This is a genomic window from Enterococcus sp. 12F9_DIV0723, assembly GCF_002174375.1.
GTDB lineage: Bacteria > Bacillota > Bacilli > Lactobacillales > Enterococcaceae > Enterococcus_A > Enterococcus_A gilvus.
The window spans coordinates 829,207-852,202 of the sequence record NZ_NIBK01000001.1 but is presented as its reverse complement, the minus strand read 5'-3'; the positions used below and the strand labels follow the sequence as shown (position 1 = coordinate 852,202).

Annotated in this window: 18 protein-coding genes; 8 read left to right on the top strand and 10 right to left on the bottom strand. The window is 42.2% G+C overall.

The window, feature by feature from the left end; genetic code table 11:
- Positions 1–4 precede the first annotated feature (4 nt).
- From A5868_RS04170 to A5868_RS04155, 4 genes are all read right to left on the bottom strand, one after another.
- Positions 5–1,729 carry a phospho-sugar mutase gene (locus A5868_RS04170; RefSeq protein ID WP_086305535.1) on the bottom strand — a complete coding sequence of 575 codons (1,725 nt, stop codon included), beginning with the start codon at positions 1,727–1,729 and terminating at the stop codon, positions 5–7.
- 178 nt (positions 1,730–1,907) lie between these two features.
- Complete coding sequence (locus tag A5868_RS04165; protein WP_086305534.1) at positions 1,908–4,298, bottom strand: DEAD/DEAH box helicase family protein; 2,391 nt, start codon at positions 4,296–4,298, stop codon at positions 1,908–1,910.
- A 189-nt stretch (positions 4,299–4,487) separates the two neighbouring features.
- Positions 4,488–5,402, bottom strand: coding sequence for a thioredoxin-disulfide reductase (gene trxB, locus A5868_RS04160; protein ID WP_086305533.1), 915 nt, complete (start codon positions 5,400–5,402; stop codon positions 4,488–4,490).
- Between the two features lie 211 nt (positions 5,403–5,613).
- Entirely contained in the window at positions 5,614–5,832 is a 219-nt protein-coding gene (locus tag A5868_RS04155; protein WP_010781525.1) for a YneF family protein, read from the bottom strand.
- Between the two features lie 297 nt (positions 5,833–6,129).
- Here A5868_RS04155 and proB point away from each other — a divergent pair, with 297 nt between their 5' ends.
- Together proB and A5868_RS04145 are read left to right on the top strand one after the other, a co-directional pair.
- Positions 6,130–6,930 carry a glutamate 5-kinase gene (gene proB / locus A5868_RS04150; protein ID WP_086305532.1) on the top strand — a complete coding sequence of 267 codons (801 nt, stop codon included), beginning with the start codon at positions 6,130–6,132 and terminating at the stop codon, positions 6,928–6,930.
- Positions 6,931–6,935: 5 nt separating this feature from the next.
- A complete protein-coding gene (locus tag A5868_RS04145; protein ID WP_086305531.1) occupies positions 6,936–8,183 on the top strand; it encodes a glutamate-5-semialdehyde dehydrogenase in 1,248 nt (415 codons plus the stop codon).
- 40 nt (positions 8,184–8,223) lie between these two features.
- Here the strand turns inward: A5868_RS04145 and A5868_RS04140 are convergent, their stop codons facing one another.
- From A5868_RS04140 to tyrS, 3 genes are all read right to left on the bottom strand, one after another.
- Positions 8,224–9,114 carry a deoxyribonuclease IV gene (locus A5868_RS04140; RefSeq protein WP_086305530.1) on the bottom strand — a complete coding sequence of 297 codons (891 nt, stop codon included), beginning with the start codon at positions 9,112–9,114 and terminating at the stop codon, positions 8,224–8,226.
- Positions 9,115–9,137: 23 nt separating this feature from the next.
- Complete coding sequence (locus A5868_RS04135) at positions 9,138–10,043, bottom strand: AEC family transporter (protein ID WP_086305529.1); 906 nt, start codon at positions 10,041–10,043, stop codon at positions 9,138–9,140.
- Positions 10,044–10,146: 103 nt separating this feature from the next.
- Positions 10,147–11,409 carry a tyrosine--tRNA ligase gene (gene tyrS, locus A5868_RS04130; RefSeq protein WP_010781530.1) on the bottom strand — a complete coding sequence of 421 codons (1,263 nt, stop codon included), beginning with the start codon at positions 11,407–11,409 and terminating at the stop codon, positions 10,147–10,149.
- Between the two features lie 333 nt (positions 11,410–11,742).
- On the opposite strand from tyrS, the gene A5868_RS04125 reads away from it, so the two are divergent.
- From A5868_RS04125 to A5868_RS04110, 4 genes are all read left to right on the top strand, one after another.
- Positions 11,743–14,115 (top strand): transglycosylase domain-containing protein, encoded by a 2,373-nt coding sequence (locus A5868_RS04125; RefSeq protein ID WP_086305528.1) that lies wholly within the window; start codon positions 11,743–11,745, stop codon positions 14,113–14,115.
- A 150-nt stretch (positions 14,116–14,265) separates the two neighbouring features.
- Positions 14,266–14,487: a DUF2829 domain-containing protein gene (locus A5868_RS04120; RefSeq protein ID WP_010781532.1), complete on the top strand. Its 222-nt coding sequence runs from the start codon at positions 14,266–14,268 to the stop codon at positions 14,485–14,487.
- A complete protein-coding gene (locus A5868_RS04115; protein ID WP_086305527.1) occupies positions 14,484–15,236 on the top strand; it encodes a 3-oxoacyl-ACP reductase in 753 nt (250 codons plus the stop codon). Before A5868_RS04120 ends, A5868_RS04115 begins: the two co-directional genes overlap by 4 nt.
- A 118-nt stretch (positions 15,237–15,354) precedes the next feature.
- Positions 15,355–15,861, top strand: coding sequence for a QueT transporter family protein (locus tag A5868_RS04110; RefSeq protein ID WP_010781534.1), 507 nt, complete (start codon positions 15,355–15,357; stop codon positions 15,859–15,861).
- A gap of 30 nt (positions 15,862–15,891) precedes the next feature.
- Here A5868_RS04110 and treC read toward each other — a convergent pair whose 3' ends face one another.
- Both treC and treP read right to left on the bottom strand, forming a co-directional pair.
- Positions 15,892–17,514, bottom strand: a complete 1,623-nt coding sequence (treC, locus tag A5868_RS04105) for an alpha,alpha-phosphotrehalase (protein ID WP_086305526.1) — start codon at positions 17,512–17,514, stop codon at positions 15,892–15,894.
- A 15-nt stretch (positions 17,515–17,529) separates the two neighbouring features.
- Positions 17,530–19,476, bottom strand: coding sequence for a PTS system trehalose-specific EIIBC component (treP, locus tag A5868_RS04100; protein WP_086305525.1), 1,947 nt, complete (start codon positions 19,474–19,476; stop codon positions 17,530–17,532).
- Positions 19,477–19,870: 394 nt separating this feature from the next.
- On the opposite strand from treP, the gene treR reads away from it, so the two are divergent.
- A complete protein-coding gene (gene treR, locus A5868_RS04095; RefSeq protein WP_010781537.1) occupies positions 19,871–20,593 on the top strand; it encodes a trehalose operon repressor in 723 nt (240 codons plus the stop codon).
- A gap of 70 nt (positions 20,594–20,663) precedes the next feature.
- Here the strand turns inward: treR and ccpA are convergent, their stop codons facing one another.
- Positions 20,664–21,668 (bottom strand): catabolite control protein A, encoded by a 1,005-nt coding sequence (gene ccpA / locus A5868_RS04090; RefSeq protein WP_010781538.1) that lies wholly within the window; start codon positions 21,666–21,668, stop codon positions 20,664–20,666.
- A 195-nt stretch (positions 21,669–21,863) separates the two neighbouring features.
- Here ccpA and A5868_RS04085 point away from each other — a divergent pair, with 195 nt between their 5' ends.
- On the top strand, positions 21,864–22,964 hold the full coding sequence (locus A5868_RS04085; protein ID WP_086305524.1) for a M24 family metallopeptidase: 1,101 nt from the start codon (positions 21,864–21,866) through the stop codon (positions 22,962–22,964).
- The last annotated feature ends 32 nt before the right edge of the window (positions 22,965–22,996 follow it).

Sequence of the window (22,996 nt, the reverse complement as noted above, 5' to 3'; positions counted from 1 at the left end):
TCATTTATTCAGCGATTTTACGGATTGCTTCCTCATAGGTCGCAATTTTTTCTGCAGCAGCCTCATGAGAATCGCCCTTCACGCCGATATAGAATTTGATTTTTGGTTCTGTACCAGAAGGTCGGATGGCTAACCACGTTTCATCTGCCAAGGTATATTTCAACACATCGGAGGATGGCATATCGATGGATTTCTCTGATCCGTCAGCACTCACAGCTTTTGATGTTTTGAAATCTTCCGTTAATACAACTTCTGTATTTGCAAATGATTTTGGTGATTCGCTCCGCAGGTTCCCCATGATCGCTTTGATTTCTTCGGCACCCTTTTCTCCGCTAAGTGTAACCGAAATAGTTTTTTCTGCATAGTAGCCGTATTCTTCAAAAATATCCTGCAACCCATCGTACAATGTCTTGCCTTGTTTTTTGTAATACGCAGCTACTTCAGCCAATAATACCAATGCTTGGATCGCATCCTTGTCACGAACAAATGATTTAATCAAATAGCCGTAGCTTTCCTCAAAGCCAAACATGAACGTTTGAGAACGGTCTTCTTCGTATTGTTGGATCTTTTCAGCAATAAACTTGAATCCAGTCAAAACATCGATCATTTTTACTTTATAAGAATCTGCGATAGTCGTTGCTAATTCACTCGAAACGATTGATTTCAAAACGACAGCATTTTCAGGTAATGTCCCTGCTTGTTTGTGCGCTTCTAAAATGTAACGAATCATGATCGCACCGATCTGATTGCCCGTTAAGACTTCATAACGTCCATCTGGAAGACGAACAGCAGCGCCAAGACGATCGGCATCAGGATCTGTTGCGATCAACAGGTCTGCGCCTTCTTGTTCCCCCAATTTTATCGCATATTCAAACGCGGAATGCTCTTCAGGATTTGGTGATTTTACTGTTGAAAAATCTGGATCTGCAACAGCTTGTTCCGGTACCAGCACAAATTTTTCAAAGCCAGCTTGCGCTAAAGCTTTTTCCCCCAGCATTTTCCCAGTGCCGTGTAATGGCGTGTAAACCAGCTTCAGTTCTTTACCCATTTCGTTGATCAGCTCTTGATTGATCGTTACAGATTTGATTTCTTTCAAATATTCCGTATCGACCTCTTCGCCGATGATCGTGATCAATTCGCTGTCTTTGATTTCGTCATCAGATAATACTTCAATTTCTAACGGATTCTCCACATCTCGTACAAAACGAGTCAATGCATCTGCATCTTCTGGCGGCATTTGGCCCCCATCTTCCCCATAAACTTTGTAGCCATTGTACTCTGCCGGGTTATGAGATGCCGTGATCATGATCCCCGTGAAGGCATTTTCAAAACGAACGGCAAAAGATAATTCCGGTGTTGGCCGCAAGCTTTCAAATACAAATGATGGGATATCATGCTTAGCTAATGTTTTTGCTGCTTCCATAGCAAATTCTGGTGACATGTGGCGTGAATCATAGGCAATCGCTACACCACGACGTTTTGTCTCGGGATCTTGTGTATCCATAAAACGAGCCAATCCTTCTGTTGCTTGACGAATGGTAAAAACATTCATCCGATTGACACCAGGTCCTAAAACGCCTCGCATACCTGCTGTTCCAAATTCTAGCTGTTTATAAAATGCATCTTTTTTACGTTCTGGATCTTCCTCTAAATCTTGTAATTCTTTGCGCATTTTTTCATCTAATTTATCTGAATCAATCCATTGTTCATAAACTTGTTCCCAAGACATGAAACACACCTCTTTCAAAATTTTCTTACCATTTAAGTATACCATTAGTGTTATATTCAGCAAAGAAAACTTACATCATATTCGACTCGCTAGTAAAAAGAAATGCTATTTTTTGTAAAGATTCCCAGAAATACTCGTTTCAGTTATCCCCCTTATTATAAGAAAGATTCTTAAATTATCACCGCCAAATTTTCCGTTCGATAATGGCTAAGGTATCAGAAGCTTGCAGCGTATTCAATCGTGCACGGATCAACTGCTTCCGTCCAGAAATATTTTTTGTATAAAAGATCTCCGCGGATAGCCCCTGTTTTTTTACGGCTGACAAAAAGGTGTATGCTGCCTTTTTATTTTTACTGTAGCGGCTTGGTATTCCGAAGTATTCTTTTTTTATTTTTAGAAGATAGCGCGGCGTGTCGATCTCCCCCAGCAGTTCATCAGCCAATACATTGAATAATTTCTCTTGATGATAACTTGCGACGATTTCGCAGGAAAATGATGCTTCATTCCAATCAACGATCAGAGGTGTTTTCTCAGAAAGTATCCCTTCATCGAAGAGCAATCGATAAAGCGCTCGAATCACCTTCTCCCGCATCTGACAAGAGTTTTCCCAGCTTCTCCTTCTTTTTCTTTCTTTAAAATAGGATGGCAGATTCCCTCTAAAAAAGGCTTGGAACAGAGTTAAAGTTTCGGTTCTCTTGACGTTCAACGAGAGTGTTTCACTCTGTCTATCCACTTCTTTCGGCTGACTTCGAACAAACAATGGCATTGCCAATCGAGACCCTTGCTTCAAGGCGGTCTTCCAAAGCAAGAACTGCTTCTCCCGTTCTTTTGCTCGGTAAAGATTGTTTTGTGTGTAACCAGTGATCGCCTGGCTATCTGGTACATCGGGCAATTCGAACCGTTCAATCCCTGTGGTGATCATAGATAAATCTTCCATCGAACTTAAGCCTTCAATATAGGTCAAACGCTTCAAAACAGATGAAAAATGTGGCTGTTCTGTAAAGGGACTATTGGGATAAATAGCTCCGATATGCCAAATATTAGTGAATTTCTCCTCTCCAAATCGCCGCAATCCTCGGCCGCGAATCTGTTGCGTTTGCACATACGAACCGGCCGCATTTCCCATGATGATCGTATTGACAGCCGGACAATTCCACCCTTCACCTAGTAAGCTTACGGTCCCAATCAAAAGATGGATCTCCCCTGTGTTCAGCAGTTGCGTAGCCAGCGCCAATAAGTCACTGCGATTTTTATCCGTCATCGCTAGATACCTATAGTCACCAAGCGTCTTTTCTCTTTGATATTCGCTATACGCTGAAAAATAGGCTTGGTAAAGTTTCTCATTGATAATGAGAAACTCACCGCAGACCGCTGCCAAAGAGGTTTCCGGGCGAATCAGTCCTTTTAGCGATAAGAAGGCCGGGGCAACCCCATATTCTAAATAAGCCTCTTTCCCAGCTAAAACTTCTTGCTTTATGTAATCAAAGAGGAGGACACACCGAAGTTCGGTTCCCAAATAGCTTTCTTCCTTCACCACGATATGTTCGATCGCTTCCTTCATTAACACGATAGTTGAATGATTCTTTTTTTCAAAATCAGGGAAAAGCTGGAGTTTTTCATCATACAACCAACCTCTTTTCGCGAGGTATTGAAACACCTTTAATTCTGGTGCTGCCTGATATAGATACTGGTACAAATCAACGAGACTTTTTCTTGTCTGCTGAGGGATCGTAAACTTGTTTCGCTTAGTTCCTAATACCCGCCAATGATCCTCACTGAATTGATAATTTTGCTCATTTAAATAGAATAAACAGCTCAAGTAACTCTCAAAATTTTCATAGATAAATTCTGTTTGGGTGAGGGGGTGTTGGATAAACTCCTGAATCAATAAAAAATCCGTCACTTCTTGCTGGCTGCAAAGAACCTCCACGATTTGATTTTGTTTCTCTAAGAATTCATCATATTGCGCCTGCAATCCCTTTGTAACAGGAGCTAAATAAACATAATCCTGATAAGGAGCAAGAACTTCTTCATTGATCAATTCAGAAACAGATATCTCTTCATCAATGGCTCCGGTCAGTCGAATGTACGTACGCCATTCCTTTTGATTTGCATCGAACGGCGGTGTCGCTGTCAGGGCCAGTGTCTGCAACCCCTCAGCTTCTTCTTTCAAATTCACAAGCAGATCAGACCAGCTTTTCTTTAAATGATGCGATTCATCCATCACTAGAAAGCCGATTTCCTGTTTGGAAAAATAATCTTGAAGTTCCTTTCTTTTACTATATACATCTTGATAAGTGGTAACGGTGATTCTTTTTGAAGAAAATAGGTCTTCTGAGAACTCCCATTGTGGAAAATCCTTCTGAATCACTTCGATCCATTGTTTTTTTAATAGTAATGAAGGGACGAGAATCAACGTTTTTCTTTGAATCTTCTCTACAAGCGCCATTCCTAAAATTGTTTTTCCTGATCCCGGTGGCGCAACGATGTGGATACTGTCATTATCCAAATAATGAGTCAATTGATCCATTACTCGTTGCTGGTATGCACGTAATTTTATCGTTGACACAGGCTTTCCTCCCGCCGTTCTAACAATTATTTTTTAATTTCTCGCTGAAAGCGCGTAATAGTTTTGGACAATTGTAGCATGATTTCCCTTTTGATGGTTATTTAGCCAAAAAAAAGCATCTAATCAATGATTAGATACTCTTTCCTTTTTCTGATCACAGCCGACTGTTTAGTCGACTATACTCATATGTTAATCTTGTGCTTCAATGTATTTATAGACTTGTTGGCCTGCGATCCCGCCTTCACCAACAGCCGTCGTGATTTGACGCAGATCCTTTTCACGTGCATCGCCGATAGCGAAAACACCAGGGATTTTCGTCTTCATTTCTGGATCTGTTTCGATCCATCCAGCAGCATTGGTGATCCCGCTAGTTTTAAACGGTTCTGTCAATGGTTCCAATCCTACATAAATGAAGGCACCATCCGCTGGTTCCAGATGAACTTCCTCCGTTTTAACGTTACGGATTTGCGCACCTGTCACCACCATCTCGTTTCCGACGATTTCTTCTACAACGCTGTCCCAAATAAATGAGATTTTTTCATTTGCAAACGCACGGTCTTGAATAATTTTTTGTGCTCGCAATTCATCCCGACGGTGAACAATAACGACCTCAGAGGCAAAGCGAGTTAAGTAGATCGCCTCTTCAACTGCTGAATCGCCACCGCCAACAACGATCAAACGTTTGTTGCGGAAAAAGGCACCATCACAAACCGCACAATAAGATACACCGCGGCCAGCAAAAGATTCTTCTCCAGGCACACCCAATTTCCGATGGACACAGCCTGTCGCAATAATGATCGTTTTTGCTTCGTAGCTTTGTTCTTCCGTAATGACTTCTTTGTAATCCCCGTGATCTTTGATATCTTGGACAATTCCATAGGCATTTTCAGTCCCGAATTTCGAGACACCGTCATACATCTTCATCGCAAGTTCTGGACCCATGATCGATTCAAATCCCGGGTAATTTTCTACTTCAGCGGTATTGTTCATTTGTCCGCCTGGCGCACCACGTTCAATTAAAAGAACTTTTAAGTTCGATCGTGAAGCATATAAGGCTGCGGTCATCCCTGCTGGACCCGCGCCGATAATAATTACATCATACATTCAGACATTCCTCCCGTTCGCCTTTACTTTACAACCCAGAATATGTTCTGTCGACAAATCTGCTTACTTTTAGTAATTACATGCTTTTCTTCATCAGCCATGCCTATAAAAGATTGACGCGACTTTGCTCCAGCAGATTTGTTTTGGCGATTCTTTTCAGTGGTAATCAAAAAAGAAGGGCAATCATCAAACGACGATTGTCCTTTCAAAATTACTGTTGGTTTTTCATTTGCTGCATCATTTGACGAATCTTTTTCTCTGAAGGCTTTTGACCCATCGACATCATCATTTGGCGCAACATATCCTCATTGATTGGAGGATTCTTTTTGAAATAGTCTTGCATATATTTACGAGCTAAGAAGAAACCGCCGACAGCACCTAATAGTGCAGCGATTACTGCGATCAATACTACGATTCCAGTTGATACCATTTTCACCGCTCCTTTCCTGACACATTCTCATACATTTTACTAGAAGAGCTCACAAAAGAAAAGCCGTTTTAATGAACTTCAAATGCCTAAATGGAATTTTATTTCAATCTTAGCGCTTGTTTTATAAAGAATCCAATTTTTTTAAATGATAAAAAAATAAAGCGTGTTAGATTTCTTAAGTCCCAGATAAATAAAAAAAACCGAGAATTCGTAAACAATTGATGAAATATTAATTAGAATATGATAAAATCCAAAACAATATCTTCCTCGCTGGTGGCTAAGTGAAGAGGTGGAAACATGAGAGACTTTTTAAGATCCGTGAATCGGATCGTGGTGAAGATCGGGACGAGTTCCTTGATCCATCCAAACGGCAAGATCAATTTTTCTGGTATTGATCAATTAGCATTTGTACTCACTGACCTTTGTAATCAAGGGAAAGAAATAATATTAGTTTCATCCGGCGCCATCGGTGTTGGGATGGACAAACTCAGTATTCCAGAACGTCCGCAAGACATTCCAATACAACAAGCGGTTGCGGCGGTCGGGCAATCTGAGCTGATGCACATCTACAATCAGCGCTTCTTAGTTTATAGTCAGCAGACTGCGCAAGTTTTACTGACACGTGACGTCGTAGACTTTCCTGAGAGTCGCAAAAATGTAATCAACACATTGGAGCAATTGCTTTCAATGGGAATCGTTCCTATTATCAACGAAAACGATACCGTCGCGGTCGACGAAATGGACCACACAAGAAAATTTGGGGACAATGATGAATTGTCAGCGATCGTCGCGCAATTGATGGACGCGGATGTCTTGATCATGTTAAGCGACATTGACGGCTTTTATTCTGATAATCCTTCAAAAAACAAGCAAGCCGTCCTATACTCGACCATTTCAACGATCAATCAAACGTTGATGGAACAAGCGGGCGGTGAAGGCAGTCGCTTTGGCACAGGTGGCATGGCTAGTAAATTGAGAGCCGCTCAAAGAGTCCTAGACTCTAACAGCGCGATGGTTTTGGCCAATGGCAAACCTCCACGAATAATTTTTGATATCTTAGCAGGTGTAGACGTCGGAACATTATTTAAGGAGGCTTAGATTGCATGGATAATTTAATGAATACGTTAGGAAAGCAGGCCAAGCGAGCGGCTCAGCAATTGAGTCAATTAGAAAGCCTGCAAAAAAATGATGTTTTGATACAGATGGCGCAAGATTTAGAAGAGCAGAGCGCTGCTCTTCTATCCGCAAACCAACAGGATTTGGATCGGGCGAAAGACCATGGGATTCCTGATCCTATGATCGATCGTCTGCGCTTGACGCCAGAACGAATCAACGAAATGGCTGAAGGCATTCGTCAAGTCGCTCAATTACCTGATCCCATTGGTGTGGTAGAAAAAATGTGGCGCACAGAGGACCAATTAATGATCGGGCAGCAACGTGTCCCTTTAGGAGTCATTGGGATCATCTTTGAGTCACGACCTAACGTCACGACTGATGCAGCCAGCTTGTGTTTCAAATCCGGTAATGCAGTCATTTTGCGTGGCGGCAAAGAAGCTTTCTTTTCAAATCAAGCACTCGTTGCCCTTATGCAACAGACACTGCGCGATCATCAATTGGACTCGGCAATGATCCAATTTGTCAACGATACTTCTCACGAGGTTGCCGCTGAGATGATGCATCTGAATGACTATCTAGATGTCTTGATTCCGCGAGGCGGCTCAGGTCTGATACAACGCGTTAAAACTAGTGCGACAGTTCCCGTCATTGAGACCGGGACTGGCAATAACCATGTGTACGTTGATTCGGCTGCGCAACTAGAAATGGCTCTTGAAATTGTCAAAAATGCAAAGGCGCAACGCCCTTCTGTCTGCAATGCGATTGAAACACTGGTGGTCCATGAAAAGGTAGCAGCCGACTTTTTACCGTTGATCGAAAAAGAGCTGACGCCACTTGTTGCCTTACGAGGAGACGCGCATTCGCTGAAATATTTAAAACAGGCAGACTTGGCGTCGGAATCCGATTGGTCTACAGAATTTTTGGATTATATTTTGGCGATAAAAATCGTCGCTTCTATTGATGAAGCCATCGAACATATCAATCACTACAACTCAAAGCATTCAGAGGCTATCGTGACAGATAGTTATTCTAATGGACAAAAATTTCTAAAAGAAGTCGATGCGGCCGCTGTCTATATCAATGCGTCTACACGATTTACAGATGGGTTTAAGTTCGGCTTTGGTGCTGAGATCGGTATATCGACTCAAAAGCTTCATGCTCGCGGACCGATGGGCCTAGAGCAGTTGACTTCAAGTAAATACATCATCTATGGTGATGGACAAATCAGAGAATAGCAAAAAGGGATGTGCTCGATTAATGAGCATACCCTTTTTCTTATTGTGCTTGAATTTTATCCAACAAATCTGGATCAAATTTCTGTGATTTCAACATCGCGATTTCAAAGCCATAAGGTGGTTTTTGGTTCTTTTTATCTTCCCCAACATAAGGCGTTTCTAGAATTTTAGCCAAATCTGTCAATTTTTCATGGTGGACGATACTATTCAACGCATCAAACCCAATCGTTCCAAAACCGATGTTTGCATGACGATCTTTATGGGAACCCATCGGATTTTTTGAATCATTCACGTGGATCACTTTCAAGCGATCCAAACCGATCACACGATCAAATTCTTCTAATACACCATCAAAATCTTCCTTGACATTATAGCCGGCATCGTTCGTGTGACAGGTATCAAAGGTAACAGAAAGTTTCTCGTTCAATGTAACCCCATCAATAATATATGCCAGCTCTTCAAACGTCTTCCCTAATTCTGTTCCCTTGCCAGCCATTGTTTCCAGTGCGATTTGCGCGCGTTGATCTTTGGTCAGCACTTCATTCAATCCTTTGATGATTTGATCTAACCCAGCTTTTTCCCCAGCTCCTACATGAGCTCCTGGATGCAGCGTGATCTGCATCGCCCCTAAGGCTTCTGCACGCATGATCTCCTCTCTTAGAAATTGAACGGCAAATGGAAACATTTCTGGTTTTTTGGTATTTCCTAAATTGATGATGTAGGGTGCATGCATAACGATATTCGATAATCCATGTTCCTTCATGAATGCTTCCCCCGCTGGGATATTCATCTCTTCTACTGGTTTGCGGCGTGTATTTTGCGGTGCACCACTATAAATCATAAACGTCGAGGCATCATAGCTTGCCGCTTCTTGCGCCGCCCCTAGTAACATTTCTTTTCCCTTCATACTTACATGAGAACCTAATAACATAAAAACCTCCAGATTTTTTATTTTTATAGAACCAACAATAAACTTGTCATCAACGGTAAACTGATCAAAAAGCTGAGTGAGGAGGTGAACCCTACCACTTCTGCACGCATTCCCGCGGTCACACTGTTGATCACGCCAAATGTCGTGATCGGTCCCACAGAAACAAGACACAACACAGCTTTAATGATTGTCGGCAGCGGCAGGAACATGAACAAAGCCGCTAATAAGATCCCACCTGCATACTTTATTATTAAGACGCGCCAAACTAAGGATAACTCTTTCTTCGGTAAGCGCAGCTCTAGAAACAAGCCGATCATAAACATTGATAAAAATGTATTCGCGTTCGCAATCGGTTCGACGACTTGGAAAACGGCTGCAGGTAGATCAATTTCAAAAATACGTAAGCACAACATGATCAAGTAGCAAAGAAACGGTACTGATCGCCCTAAACGGCCCATCACATTTTTCACACTTGGCCGCTTTTCATTGCTGCCGCTGATTCCTTCGATCACGACTGTTGATCCTCCTGCCAGCATGACACTGTTCCCAATATCAAAAAAGGATAAAATTGGGATCGCCTGCGGCATAAAGCTTTGAACAAATGGAATGGCAAAATTCCCAATATTGTACCCAGAAACACTGTACATCAAGAATTCTCGTTCGACCTGCTCCTGTTTTTTTGAAAAGAAATGTCCGATCACGATCATTACAATATTCAATAAGATTCCTGCTAAGATCAGCAATAGCAATTGATTTTCTACGTCAAGAGCGCGTAAATTAACAATGATCGCTGCCGGCAATGTCACATTCACAACGATTTTTGAGATCATCGAGCCGTCAGCCTTCACAAACAAGCTCAATCGTTTCGTTAAATACCCTATTAAAATAATACCAAATAAACCCCATGAGTTTAATAAAACTGCTCTCAAATACTCACTCCTAATCCGTATTAGCCGCTCTAAAACGCTTCCCTATCACTACATAGAAAGAGGATTGCTCCAAAAATTGGTACAATCCCTTCCACGAGTATAATTAAAATTGTAAAACAAAATATTTTTTCTTGCCACGACGAACGACAACAAACGCATCTGCCAATTTATCTTCATCGCTTAATGTGTAAGACACATCCTGGACACGATCACCATTGATGTAGATCGCCCCATTAGTTATATCTTCTCGTGCTTGACGTTTCGATTTCTCGATCCCAGCAGTGAGCAGTATTTCAACTAGATTCAACTCATCTTCTGACTGAACTTCATAGCTCGGAACATTTTTGAATCCTTGTTTAATTTCTTCCGCATTCAAGTTCTTCACATCACCGCTGAACAGTGCTTCCGAAATATGCACGGCTTGGTCATAGGCCTCTTCACCATGAACTAAGACCGTTACCTCTTTCGCTAACGCTTTTTGAGCTGCGCGTTGTTCAGGAGCCGCTGTGAATTCCTTTTCGATGGCTTCAATGGCTTCTAAACTCAAGAAAGTGAAGTACTTCAAGAATTTAACAGCATCGCGATCATCGGTATTGATCCAGAATTGGTAAAACTCATAAGGAGAAGTCTTTTCTGGGTCCAACCAAACGGCATTGCCTTCAGTTTTTCCGAATTTTGTTCCATCCGCCTTTGTAATCAATGGCATCGTTAATCCAAAGGCTTGTTTGCCCTCTTCACGACGAATCAATTCGATCCCTGATGTGATATTTCCCCATTGGTCGCTGCCGCCCAATTGTAACAAACAGCCATAGCGTTTGTTTAACTCATAAAAGTCATAGGCTTGCAGTAATTGGTACGCAAACTCCGTGTATGAAATCCCAGACTCGATACGGCGCTTCACGCTTTCCTTACTCATCATGTAATTAATCGTGAAGTTTTTACCAACATCACGTAGGAAGTCGATCAATTTTAATTCGCCCAACCACTCATAGTTGTTCGCTACGATCGCTGGGTTTTCTTTATTTTCGAAATCAATGATTCCTGAAAGTTGGTTTTTAATGCTTTGCGACCAGTTTTGAACAGTATCCAGCGTGTTCAATTGACGCTCTGCATCTTTAAATGAAGGGTCCCCGATCATTCCTGTACCACCACCAACCAACGCGATCGGCACATGGCCGTTTTGTTGGAAACGACGCAACGTCAAGATCGGTAGTAAATGACCAATATGCAGGCTGTCCGCAGTAGGGTCAAAGCCGATATATAGTTTAACAGACTCTTCGTTTAATTGTTTTTCTAGGGCTGCTTCATCGGTTACTTGAAAAATTAAGCCACGGGCTTTTAGTTCTTGAAAAAAGTCTGAATGCATGTTTTGTCCTCCTAATTATTATTGCTGTTTTCACTAAAAAAAGTGAAACAGATGCACATTACGCATATCATTCCTATAATGATTTATACTTTCCCATATTAACTGAAAAGACGTGGAAATAAAAGCTATTCACCAGATTTCTTCGAAGTTTTGTCTCTCGAAAAGGTGGAGCGAATGGCAAAAGCCGAACAATATAATAATGTTTGTTTTGTTTTACTTAACAATTAGTTGAAGTTTTGATTACAAACATTGCATCCGCTTGTTAATGGAAGTAAAACTTTGCTATAATTCAACAGATAATTAAAATGAATAGAATCTAATGAGGTGGACTTTTTGGCTCACAAGAAAAAAATAAAGAAGCAACCGAAAAAGAGCAACAGCAGAGCAAACGCTACTTTGGGCGGACCTTTTGCCTTGAATGTTTCGCTTCGAGTAATCAAGTCTCTCCTGCTCGGATTGATCGTTGTGCTTTTCTTAGGCGGTATGCTTGTAGTTGGTATTGGAGCTGGGTATTTTGCACACCTTGTTGAAGGTACGCCAACACCGACAAAATCAGAAATGAAGCAAAAGGTTGGCGATATCGCAGAATCATCTAAACTACTTTATTCTGACGATCGGGAACTGGCGACGATTCAAGCGGACCCCATTCGTGAAAAGATTAATTCAGATGAAATCTCTGAATGGGTAAAAAAAGCATTGGTCGCTACGGAGGATGAAAACTTCTATAAACACCACGGGGTCGTTCCAAAGGCTGTCGTACGTGCGCTGCTTGGTGAAGTGGTCGGCTTTGGAGCTGGTTCCGGCGGGTCGACGCTTACTCAACAATTGATCAAACAGCAAGTTTTGACCAACGAGACGTCCTTCAAACGGAAAGCCAACGAGATCGTCTTAGCATTGGACTTAGAGAAATATCTGAGCAAAGACGAGATACTAACAGCCTACCTGAACGTCTCTCCTTTCGGTAGAAACAACAAAGGACAAAACATCGCTGGTGTAGAAGAAGCAGCCATCGGGATCTTCGGAAAGCATGCAAAGGATCTAAACCTGCCGCAATCTGCCTTTATTGCTGGATTGCCGCAAAGTCCGATTGTATACAGTCCCTACACCAACACGGGGGATTTGAAACAAGATTTTTCTTTAGGGATGGCTCGGAAAAATGACGTACTTTTCAATATGTACCGCGAACAAATGATTTCTAAAAAAGAATATGACGATGCAAAAAACTATGATCTGTCCAAAGATTTCCAAGCTCGACAAGACATGGAAGTTCAGCAGCACGGCTTCTTATACTACACCGTTTATAATGAAGCAATCACGATTGTTGCTAAGCAGCAGGCCAAAGAAGACGGGATCAGTGATGCGGATTACGGCAAAGAAGAAGTTCGTAATCGTTACGTTGAACAAGCCAAAGTCAAAATGCAAAATCAAGGATTAATCGTAAAATCAACGATCGACAAGAACATCTATGACGCGATGCAATTAGGCGTTGCTGAATATGGACAATATCTTGACGATGGTTCTGGTGCAACGATTGAACCGGGAACAGTTATGATGAACAACAAAACCGGTCGAATCTACGGGTTCGTCGGCAGTCGTGATTACAATACAAACCAAAACAATCATGCCTTCGATACCGTTCGGCAAGCAGGCTCGTCCATCAAACCGATGTTGGTCTATGGACCTGCTATTGATCAAGGTCTATTAGGCAGTCAATCGCGGATCGCTGACTATCCAATGAAGTATCAGCATGGTGAGAATGCCGGAAAAGAATTGAAAAATGCTGAGAACAAAGGATCTAAAACCTTCCAAACGACACGGGAAGCATTGGTCCAATCTACAAATATCACAGCCTATCATGTTTATCAAGACATGCTGACTAATAAAGGCTCCGATCAATTTGCTTATGACAACTATCTGAAGAAGATGAACTACCCTACTTCAAACAACTGGGGCGTGGAGTCTGCGCCATTAGGAACGACAGAAGTTTCGACCCTGACTGAAGTGAATGGGTTCCAAACATTAGCAAATGACGGGGTGTATCAACAAGGATACCTGATCGACTCGATCACAGACAGTACCGGGAAAGAAATTTACAAACACAAAGAAAATCCTGTTCAAGTCTACTCCAAAGCAACGGCCTCAATCATGAATGATTTAATGCGCAGTGTGATCAATGAACAGCACACGACGCCATTTAAATCGATCTTAAGCGGTGTAAATTATCCCCTAAGTACGGCCGATTGGGTAGGGAAAACAGGAACAACGGATAATTATGCCGACAACTGGCTGGTCGTTTCCACTCCTACGATCACCTTAGGTACTTGGACTGGGCGAGACGACAACAAGCCGATGGTGGACGGTGCGGGAAATCGCACGGCGACCTATATGGCCTATCTCGCAGGACGAATCTATCAGGTAAATCCAAGCGTCTTCGGGGAAAACGAGAAATTCGAACTCTCTGGCGATGTGAAACAGACCAAAGTCTCTGAGTTTACTGGCTTGAAACCTGGCAAGGTCAGTCATAACGGAACAACGTATCAAGTACCAGGTGGTGAGACCACCTCACTATGGGCTAAAGATGGTCCAGCCGACAATACTTATGAGTTTGGTATCGGTGGAAATGACGATGATTACAAAACTTATTGGAATTCTCGAAACAAAACCAGTACTAAAAACAAAGACGACGACGCAAAAACAGACGACTAGATTTTATCTCCTCTTTACTTTTTTAAGTAGAGAGGTTTTTTGTGTTCTGCGCGTATAAATAGAACCCACCCTGCTTTATCTACTTGTAGCGCTTCTGGCTTTTTGGTATTCTACCAACAGCAACTTTATTTTGAACGGAGGAAGAATAAAATGACTTTTGAAGCAATTTTACCTGAATTAAAAAAAGGCGCTAAAATCATTCGTGATGGCTGGGGCGGCTTTGAACTCTATGTAACATTGGTAGAAGGCGAGCAATTTGATGGCTCCCCCGTCACTCCTTATTTTTTGATCAAAACAGCCGACGAAGGATTCTCCAGCTTTGCACCAACGGTTTGCGATATTTTGGCAGATGATTGGAAAATCGTCGAATGATGACTTTTGATTTTTCTGATAAAACCGTCTTTGTCACAGGCGCTGCTTCTGGTATCGGGGCGGCTCAAGCCCACGCATTTTTAACTGCGGGTGCCCATGTTTTTGCCTTTGACCTGCAAGAAAAACCCCTTCTTGAATTACAAAAAAAATTCCCTGAACAGTTTTCTTTTTGTCTTGGGGATGTTCGTACTAAAGCCGATTTGCAGCGAGCCATTCAAACCTGCCATGAGGTTTTCGGAACAATCGCTATTTTACTGAATACTGCAGGTGTTTTGGACGCCTACTTGCCTTTAGCAGAGACGGAGGAAGATTTGTGGGATCGAATTTTAAATACCAATATAAAAGGAACCTATACCCTCACTAAATTGGTGTTGCCTGAGCTCCTTGAAAACCAGGGGACGGTGATCAATATGGCTTCCATCGCTGGCCTTGTCGCTGGTGGAGGCGGCATCGCTTATACGACCAGCAAGCATGCCATCGTTGGCTTCACGAAACAATTGGCATTGGATTATGCTGCGGAGGGTCTTCATGTCAATGCTCTGGCACCGGGAGCGATCCAGACTCCGATGAATCAAGCGGACTTTGTTGGCGACGGCCACATGGCTAAGTGGGTCGCTGAAGAAACGCCCGTTAAACGCTGGGCGACTCCTGATGAAGTTGCGTATGCGACATTGTTTTTAGCAAGTGATCACGCCCGCTATATGCAGGGGACCATTTTGCCGATCGATGGCGGGTGGCTGTTAAAATAGCTTGCATTTTTTTTGGAATCCTTTATCATGAAGTTTAGCGAGAAAACCGCACTGCGGCACTTCAATCCTTTGGTCGCAGTTATCAACGAGGCCTAGTCTCGTAAAGGAGAATGATACGATGCATCTTGAGAAAAGTTCAGCGCAACGCTGGACGACCACCGATACGGCAAAAATGGCCGTTGTAACAGGACTGTACGTTGCAGTAACTGTCGTTTTATCTGTCATCAGCTTTGGCGCGATCCAATTTCGATTGGCGGAAATGTTCAACTATTTGCCGCTTTTCAATAAGCGGTACACCCTTGCAGTGACTCTAGGGGTCGCGATCGCCAACTTGGCTTCTCCGCTTGGAATTGTCGATGTTTTATTTGGCAGTATTTCTACCTTGATCGTTTTGCTCATTTGTCGAGGAATTACTAGAAATATCGCAAGTCTTAAGAAAAAAATGATCGTTACCGCATTGCTTTTTTCTTTTTCCATGTTCACCATTGCGGGTCAATTGACTGTGCTGTATCAAGCACCATTTTTCTTTAATTGGCTGATCATTGGTTTAGGGGAACTGCTCTCTATGGGATTAGGCGGTGTACTGATCTATTTAATAAATAAACGAATCGATTTAACAAAATAGACGCGTGAGCAAAATGCTCACGCGTCTTTCTTAACGATAAATCGCTAGTGACTGATACGGTTTTAAGGTCAGCTCTTTACCAACCACTTCTGTGCTGTAATTATCAATCAGCACCTGCCCAGCAGCAAATTCCTCAGGCACATCGATCGTTGTTTCCTGCGGGAAAAAGTTATTCACCACGAGCAAGGAATGACCGTCTAATCGGCGGATGTACCCATAAAGCTGCGGATGATCCGGCAGAAAGGCTTCATAGCTTCCTTCGGCGATCACAGGATACTCTTTTCTAAGTTTGATCAGCTGTTGATAGTAGCTAAAGATAGAGCCTTCTTGCAACTCCTTTGCCACATTGATTTCATTTGCTGATTTTCCTAGTCCTATCCAGGGAGTCCCTTTAGAAAATCCACTGTACTCACCGCTGTCCCACTGTATCGGCGTCCGGGAATTGTCACGGGATTTTCTTTTGACGATCTCAAAGGCTTCTTGCTTTGTCTTTCCCTCAACGAGTAATTCTTGGTACGCATTTAGACTTTCTATATCGACGTATTGTTCCATCGTATCGAAGTCCGGGTCCAGCATTCCGATCTCTTCTCCCATATAAATATAGGGTGTGCCTCGGTTCAGATGAATCGCACCCGCCAGCATTTTCGCTCCGGCTACGCGGTAGTTATCCACATCAATAAATCGATTTAGTGCGCGCGGCTGATCGTGATTATTCCAAAAAAGAGCATTCCATCCATTCTCCTCACTCATTTGCGTTCCCCAAGTATGAAACAATTCTTTCAGCTTCGCAAAATCAAAAGGCATTTGTGTCCATTTTTTTCCATCTTGATAGTCCACCTTCAAATGATGGAAATTGAAGGTCATGTTTAATTCTTTCCGTTCGGGCTTCGTGTATAAAATACACTCACCGACCGTTGTAAAACTCATTTCACCTACTGTGATTATTTCGTCGTCATTGCCAAACGTCTCTTGATTCATTCCATGAATGTAATCGTGGTTGATTGGCCGATCCGTATACGCGGGTTTTCCGTCATTTTCGGAACAATCTTTCAACACCTCATCTTTACCGATCAAATTGATAACATCAAAGCGGAAGCCCTTGACTCCCTTGTCCATCCAAAAACGCAGGACCTCATACAGTTCTTCTCTCACTTCGGGATTGCGCCAATTCAAGTCCGCCTGTGTCTTATCAAAAAGATGCAAGTAATATTTCCCTGTTTCTCCAAAAGGTGCCCAGGCATTTCCTCCAAATTTTGAGACCCAGTCGGTTGGTTCTTCTCGTAAAATAAAGTAATCTTGGTATTTTTTTTCACCTGCTAACGCTTTTTGGAACCATTCATGGTCTGTTGAGACATGATTGAAAACCATGTCCAGCATGACTTCAATCCCATGTTCCTTTGCTGTCTTCATCAAATTCTCAAAATCAGACATGGTTCCGAACATTGGATTGATCGCTGTATAATTTGCCACATCATAGCCATTATCATTTTGCGGGCTTGGGTAGATTGGACTTATCCAAATCATATCCACTCCCAAGCGTTTTAAATAAGGAATTTTTTGCTTGATTCCTAGTAGATCCCCCACGCCATCATGATTCGTATCTAAGAACGATTTAGGGTAAATTTGATAGATTACTTTTTCTTTAAAACTCATCTCATCCTCCGATTTCTACAATTGTGTTGCGATCAAGATTTTTTCATCATTTGTGACTTTCGCATCTTCTAACAGCGGATCTACTTGATAATCCGTTGAATTGGTCACAATAATCGGTGTCTGTACTTCATAGCCTGCCGCTTTGATAGCTTCCATATCAAATTCCATCAAGAGCTGGCCTTGCTTCACACTGTCGCCTTGGCTGACATGGCTTGTAAAATATTGGCCGTCTAACTGAACGGTGTCGATCCCAATATGGATCAATACTTCTGTTCCCTCATCACTCACTAAGCCAATTGCGTGCTTCGTTGGAAAAAGCAGACTGATTTGTCCGTCGAAGGGCGCATACAATTTCCCTTCGCTAGGGTCGATGACCACGCCTTGTCCCATCATCCCTTCTGCAAAAACAGGATCTTTCGCACTGCTCAAGGGATGCAGCATACCCGCGATCGGCGCAAATAATTCAACTACAGCGCCAGTTTTTTTAGGCGACTCACTCCCTAATGTAGGAACATTTTCCTCTTCGATACGATCAATTTTATTGAACAAACCAATGCGTCGGAAAGTCAAAGTCAAAATGAACGGTACGGCGATCGCGATCAACATCCCGATCCCGAAGATCAAATAGTCTTGCGGACGAATGGCTAAAATTCCCGGCAGTCCACCGACACCGATTGATAATGCCCGTACTTTGAATAATGTCACGAACAGTCCTGCGATACCGCTGCCGATCATCGCTGCGATGAATGGATATGTGTATTTCAGGTTGATCCCGAACATGGCTGGTTCCGTTACCCCTAACCAGGCAGAGATCACGGATGGAATAGATACTTGTTCTTCCTTCTTATTGCCGCGATGAGCAAATACGATTGCTAAAACCGAAGCCCCTTGAGCAATATTTGATAAACAGATCATTGGCCATAAATTCGTTGAACCAAAGTCCGCGATCAATTGCGAGTCGATCGCTAAGGTTGTATGGTGCAGACCGGTGATAACCAGAGGCGAATAGAGCGCTCCGAATATTCCGCCGAATAACCAGCTGAAACTTGACGTCAATCCTGCATTAACTACCGCAGATATCCCTGTTCCGATTTTCCAGCCAATTGGTCCTAAAATAATATGTGCGGCTAGGATCGTTGGAATCAATGAGAAGAATGGCACAAAAATCATAGAAACCGCTTCTGGAATATGCTTACGGAAGAACCGTTCCAAATAAACAAGCAGGAATCCTGCCAGCATCGCCGGAATAACTTGCGCTTGGTACCCGATTTTATCAACGGTAAAGAAACCAAAATCCCAAGTCCAATTCTTTGCAATCTCAGCAGCAGTTGTTCCATTTACTGCATAGGCATTCAACAATTGCGGGGATACTAACGTGATCCCTAGGACAATCCCAAGAATCTCCGTGGCGCCCATCTTGCGAGCGATACTCCAGGTAATACCAACTGGTAAGAAGTGGAAGATCGCTTCACCTGGTAACCATAAGAAGCCGTTGACGCCGTTCCAAAAAGTAGAAGCTTCAGCGATTGTTTGTCCATTGAGCCACCCCATCGGAACAGCTTCCAAAATATTTCGAAATCCTAAAATCAAACCGCCGACAATAATTGCTGGTAATAAAGGGGTAAAAATTTCTGCTAAAACAGTAATGGCCCGTTGGACGGGGTTTTGATTTTGCTTCGCTGCGGATTTTGCGGCTTCTTTTGAAACGCCTTCAATTCCAGATGCTTTGACAAATTCATTGTAAAAAACGGCGACATCGTTTCCAATAATGACTTGGAACTGGCCTGCATTGGTGAACATTCCTTTTACGCTAGAAATGTCTTCGATACGTGCTTCATCTGCTTTTTTTGGATCGTTTAATACAAAACGCATCCGTGTGGCACAATGTGTCACAGCAGAAATATTTTTCTTGCCGCCAATTGCCTCGAGAAGCTCCTTCGTATCCTTTTCATATTTCCCCATGTTTTTTCCCTCCGAATAATTTAACTTGTATGGATAAGTTCGATTGCTATCTTTACTATATAAGGTTTTAACATTTTTGTAAATCGCTTACATTTTATGTCAAAAACTATTTATTAGAGAATCTTAATAATAAACTCAAATAACAAATTTTATTTACCAACTATCGGTATGACGCTTACCGACAGGTTGGGCAATCACCCGACAAGTTTTAGTTAAAATAAGAATTTTCTCATTTTAATATTTAATGATGATCCGAAAGCGTTTTACTTTCGTTTTTATTCTTTGTATAATGATTATGCCTATACGGACAAGTTTGAAATTTGGCATTATTCTCACTAGGCACGCATCGTGTGTCTAACTGAGAAGCTATGTACGTTTCGAGAGGAGGATATACATGAAAAATTATGAAGTGATCTACCAAGCGATCGAACGGGGAATTTTAAAGGAAGTATATGAAGCGGGTTCTTACTTACCCAGTGAAAACAAACTACGTCAGACCTACCATGTTTCTCGGGATACGATTCGCAAAGCGCTGTCGCTTTTAATGGCGAATGGCTACATTCAAAAAATTCAAGGCAAGGGCTCCCTCGTCTTAAAGCGAGAGCAATTACGATTCCCTGTATCTGGTTTGACCAGCTACAAAGAATTGCAAAATTCTTACGGCTATGAAAGCAACACTGAGGTTGTCAGCCTAAAAAAAATTGAGATCGACCAAAAAATTGCTCGTATAACCGGGTTTGAAGTAGGATCTATCTGCTGGGAGCTGATCCGCACTCGAGCCATTGATCAAAAAAAAGTGATCCTCGATAAGGATATTCTGCTGACAACGATCGTTCCTGAACTGGATACTGAAATCGCGAAGGATTCGATCTATCGTTATTTCGAGAATCAATTAGGTCTCAATATCTCCTTTGCAGAAAAAGAAATCACGATTGATGCTTTGACTGGAGAGGACCGCGAGCTGCTTGATTTGAATCAGCATGACATCAATATCGTTTCCGTAAAAAGTCGGGTCTTCACTAGTGACGCTCGTCAATTTCAATATACCGAGAGTCGCCATCAAGTCGACAAATTTCGCTTTTTTGATTTTGCACGCCGACACCCATCGACCATGTAAGGTTTTCTATTTAAACCCATCTAAACAAAAAAAGGGCCGCACCCTAACACAGGTGCAGCCCTTTTTAAAATTATTCTTTTGTTGAGCCTTTTTCGAAAATGCCGTGTGGCAATTCGATCGTTTTTTGTTCGATTTCTTCTTTGTTCATCATTTTTGTTAATAGACGCATTGCTACCGCACCGATATCATACAAGGGTTGTGTCACGCTGCTTAGACGTGGACGAGAAACTTCTGTAAGCAATGAATCATTGCTTGTGATGATCTCGAAGTCTTCAGGCACTTTCACCCCTTTATCGATCAAACCGTCTAACAGGCCAATCGCCAATTCGTCATCGGTAATGTAGGCTGCTGTCGCTCCGCTATTCAAGATACGGTCAGTCAATGCCAAGCCTTCTTTAAAGTTATATTTTGCTTCAAAAATCAAGCCTTCATTATAGTCCAAACCATTTTCAGTCAATGATTCTTTGTAACCGCCCATACGCGCTTGTCCATTGATCGCATCGATCAAAGCACCGCTGATGAAAGCAATTTTTTTGTTGCCGTGTTTTGCTAACAAGTCGATCGATTCTTTTGTTGCTGCTCTATAATCGATGTTTACACTGCCAACTTGTTCATCTGGATCAATAGAACCAGCTAAAACAATCGGTGTTTTTGAACGAGAAAATTCCGCACGGATTTCATCAGTGATACGATGACCCATAAAGATCACGCCGTCCACTTGTTTAGCCAACAGGTTGTTCAATACGTTGACTTCTTTTTGTGCTTCGCCGTCAGAGTTGGCTAAAATAATATTATATTTGTACATTGTCGCGATGTCGTCGATCCCGCGGGCCAATGAGGCAAAAAACATATTGCTGACATCAGGAATGATTACACCAACAGTCGTTGTTTTTTTACTTGCTAGTCCTCGTGCAACTGCATTTGGACGATAATCTAGACGTTCGATAACTTCTAACACTTTTTTACGTGTTGTTGGTTTCACGTTTGGGTTGCCGTTGACCACACGTGAGACGGTCGCCATTGAAACGTTGGCTTCACGGGCAACATCATAAATCGTAATTGTTTGCTTTTCCATGGATATGCTCCTTTAATAATGTTTTCAGAAAATATCATTTACATTTCTAAAAGATAATAGCACGTTGTTTCACCGATTGCAACCGTTTTACACATTTTTCCTTAATTCGTTGTAAGCGTTTCAACAGAATCATTTTTCAATAAATTTTATTAGTGTTACAATCAATATAACGTTAAAGGAAAGAAGGATGTATGAATGAACCAAGAAAAAGTTTTAGAACTGCGAAAATGGATGGAAAAAAATGGTGTGGATTTAGCCTATGTTTCTGATGCAAGCCATATCGGATACTTCTCTGGCTTTGAAAGCAACCCAATGGAACGTGTGCTGGCGTTGTTCATTCCGATCGAAAAGGACCCTTTTCTTTTTGCTCCCGGCTTAGAAGTCGAAGATGCCAAAGCAAGTAGTTTTGAGTATGACGTTGTCGGTTATTTGGATAGCCAAGATCCTTTTTCTTTGATTGTTGAGGAAATCAAAAAACGTTACGGATCTCCTAAGAAAATGGCTTTAGAAAAAAATCAATTGGTTTTAGATCGCTACCAACGATTAAGCGATGCTTTTCCTGCTGCTGATTTTTCAGCGGATATGACTCCGTTAGTCCAAGAATTGCAATTATATAAAACCGAAGAGGAATGCCAACACTTGATTGAAGCAGGATCAACGGCCGATCTAGCATTTGAAATTGGCTTTAGACACGTGCGGCCTGGTATCACAGAAGAAGAAATCGTGGCTGAGATCGAGTACGAGCTGAAGAAAAAAGGGATCAAAGAAATGTCCTTCCCGACGGAAGTACTGGCAGGACCAAATGCGGCGAGTCCCCACGGAACTCCGGGAAAAAACACCTGCAAGGAAAATGAATTGGTCTTATTCGATCTAGGTACGATCGTCAACGGCTATTGCAGCGATGCTACACGAACCGTAGCCTGCGGGAAACCGACCGATCACCAAAAAGATATTTACGATATCGTGCTAGAAGCGCAATTAAAAGCGCAGGAAGCTGTAAAGCCTGGTATCACTTGCGGCGATCTAGACAAAATTGCTCGTGACGTGATCGAAGCACACGGCTATGGTGATTATTTCAATCATCGCTTAGGACACGGAATCGGTACAACGATCCATGAGTTCCCACAGATCGTTGGTGGAAATGATTTAGTTGTTAAAGAAGGCATGTGCTTCTCCATTGAACCAGGTATTTACCTGCCAAATGATGTAGGTGTCCGTATCGAAGATTGTGTCTACGTGACAAAAGATGGCTGTGTTCCATTCACTAAAACATCAAAAGAATTAATCGTTTTATAAAAACAAAACGGACCCCAAAAGTTAGAGGCTAC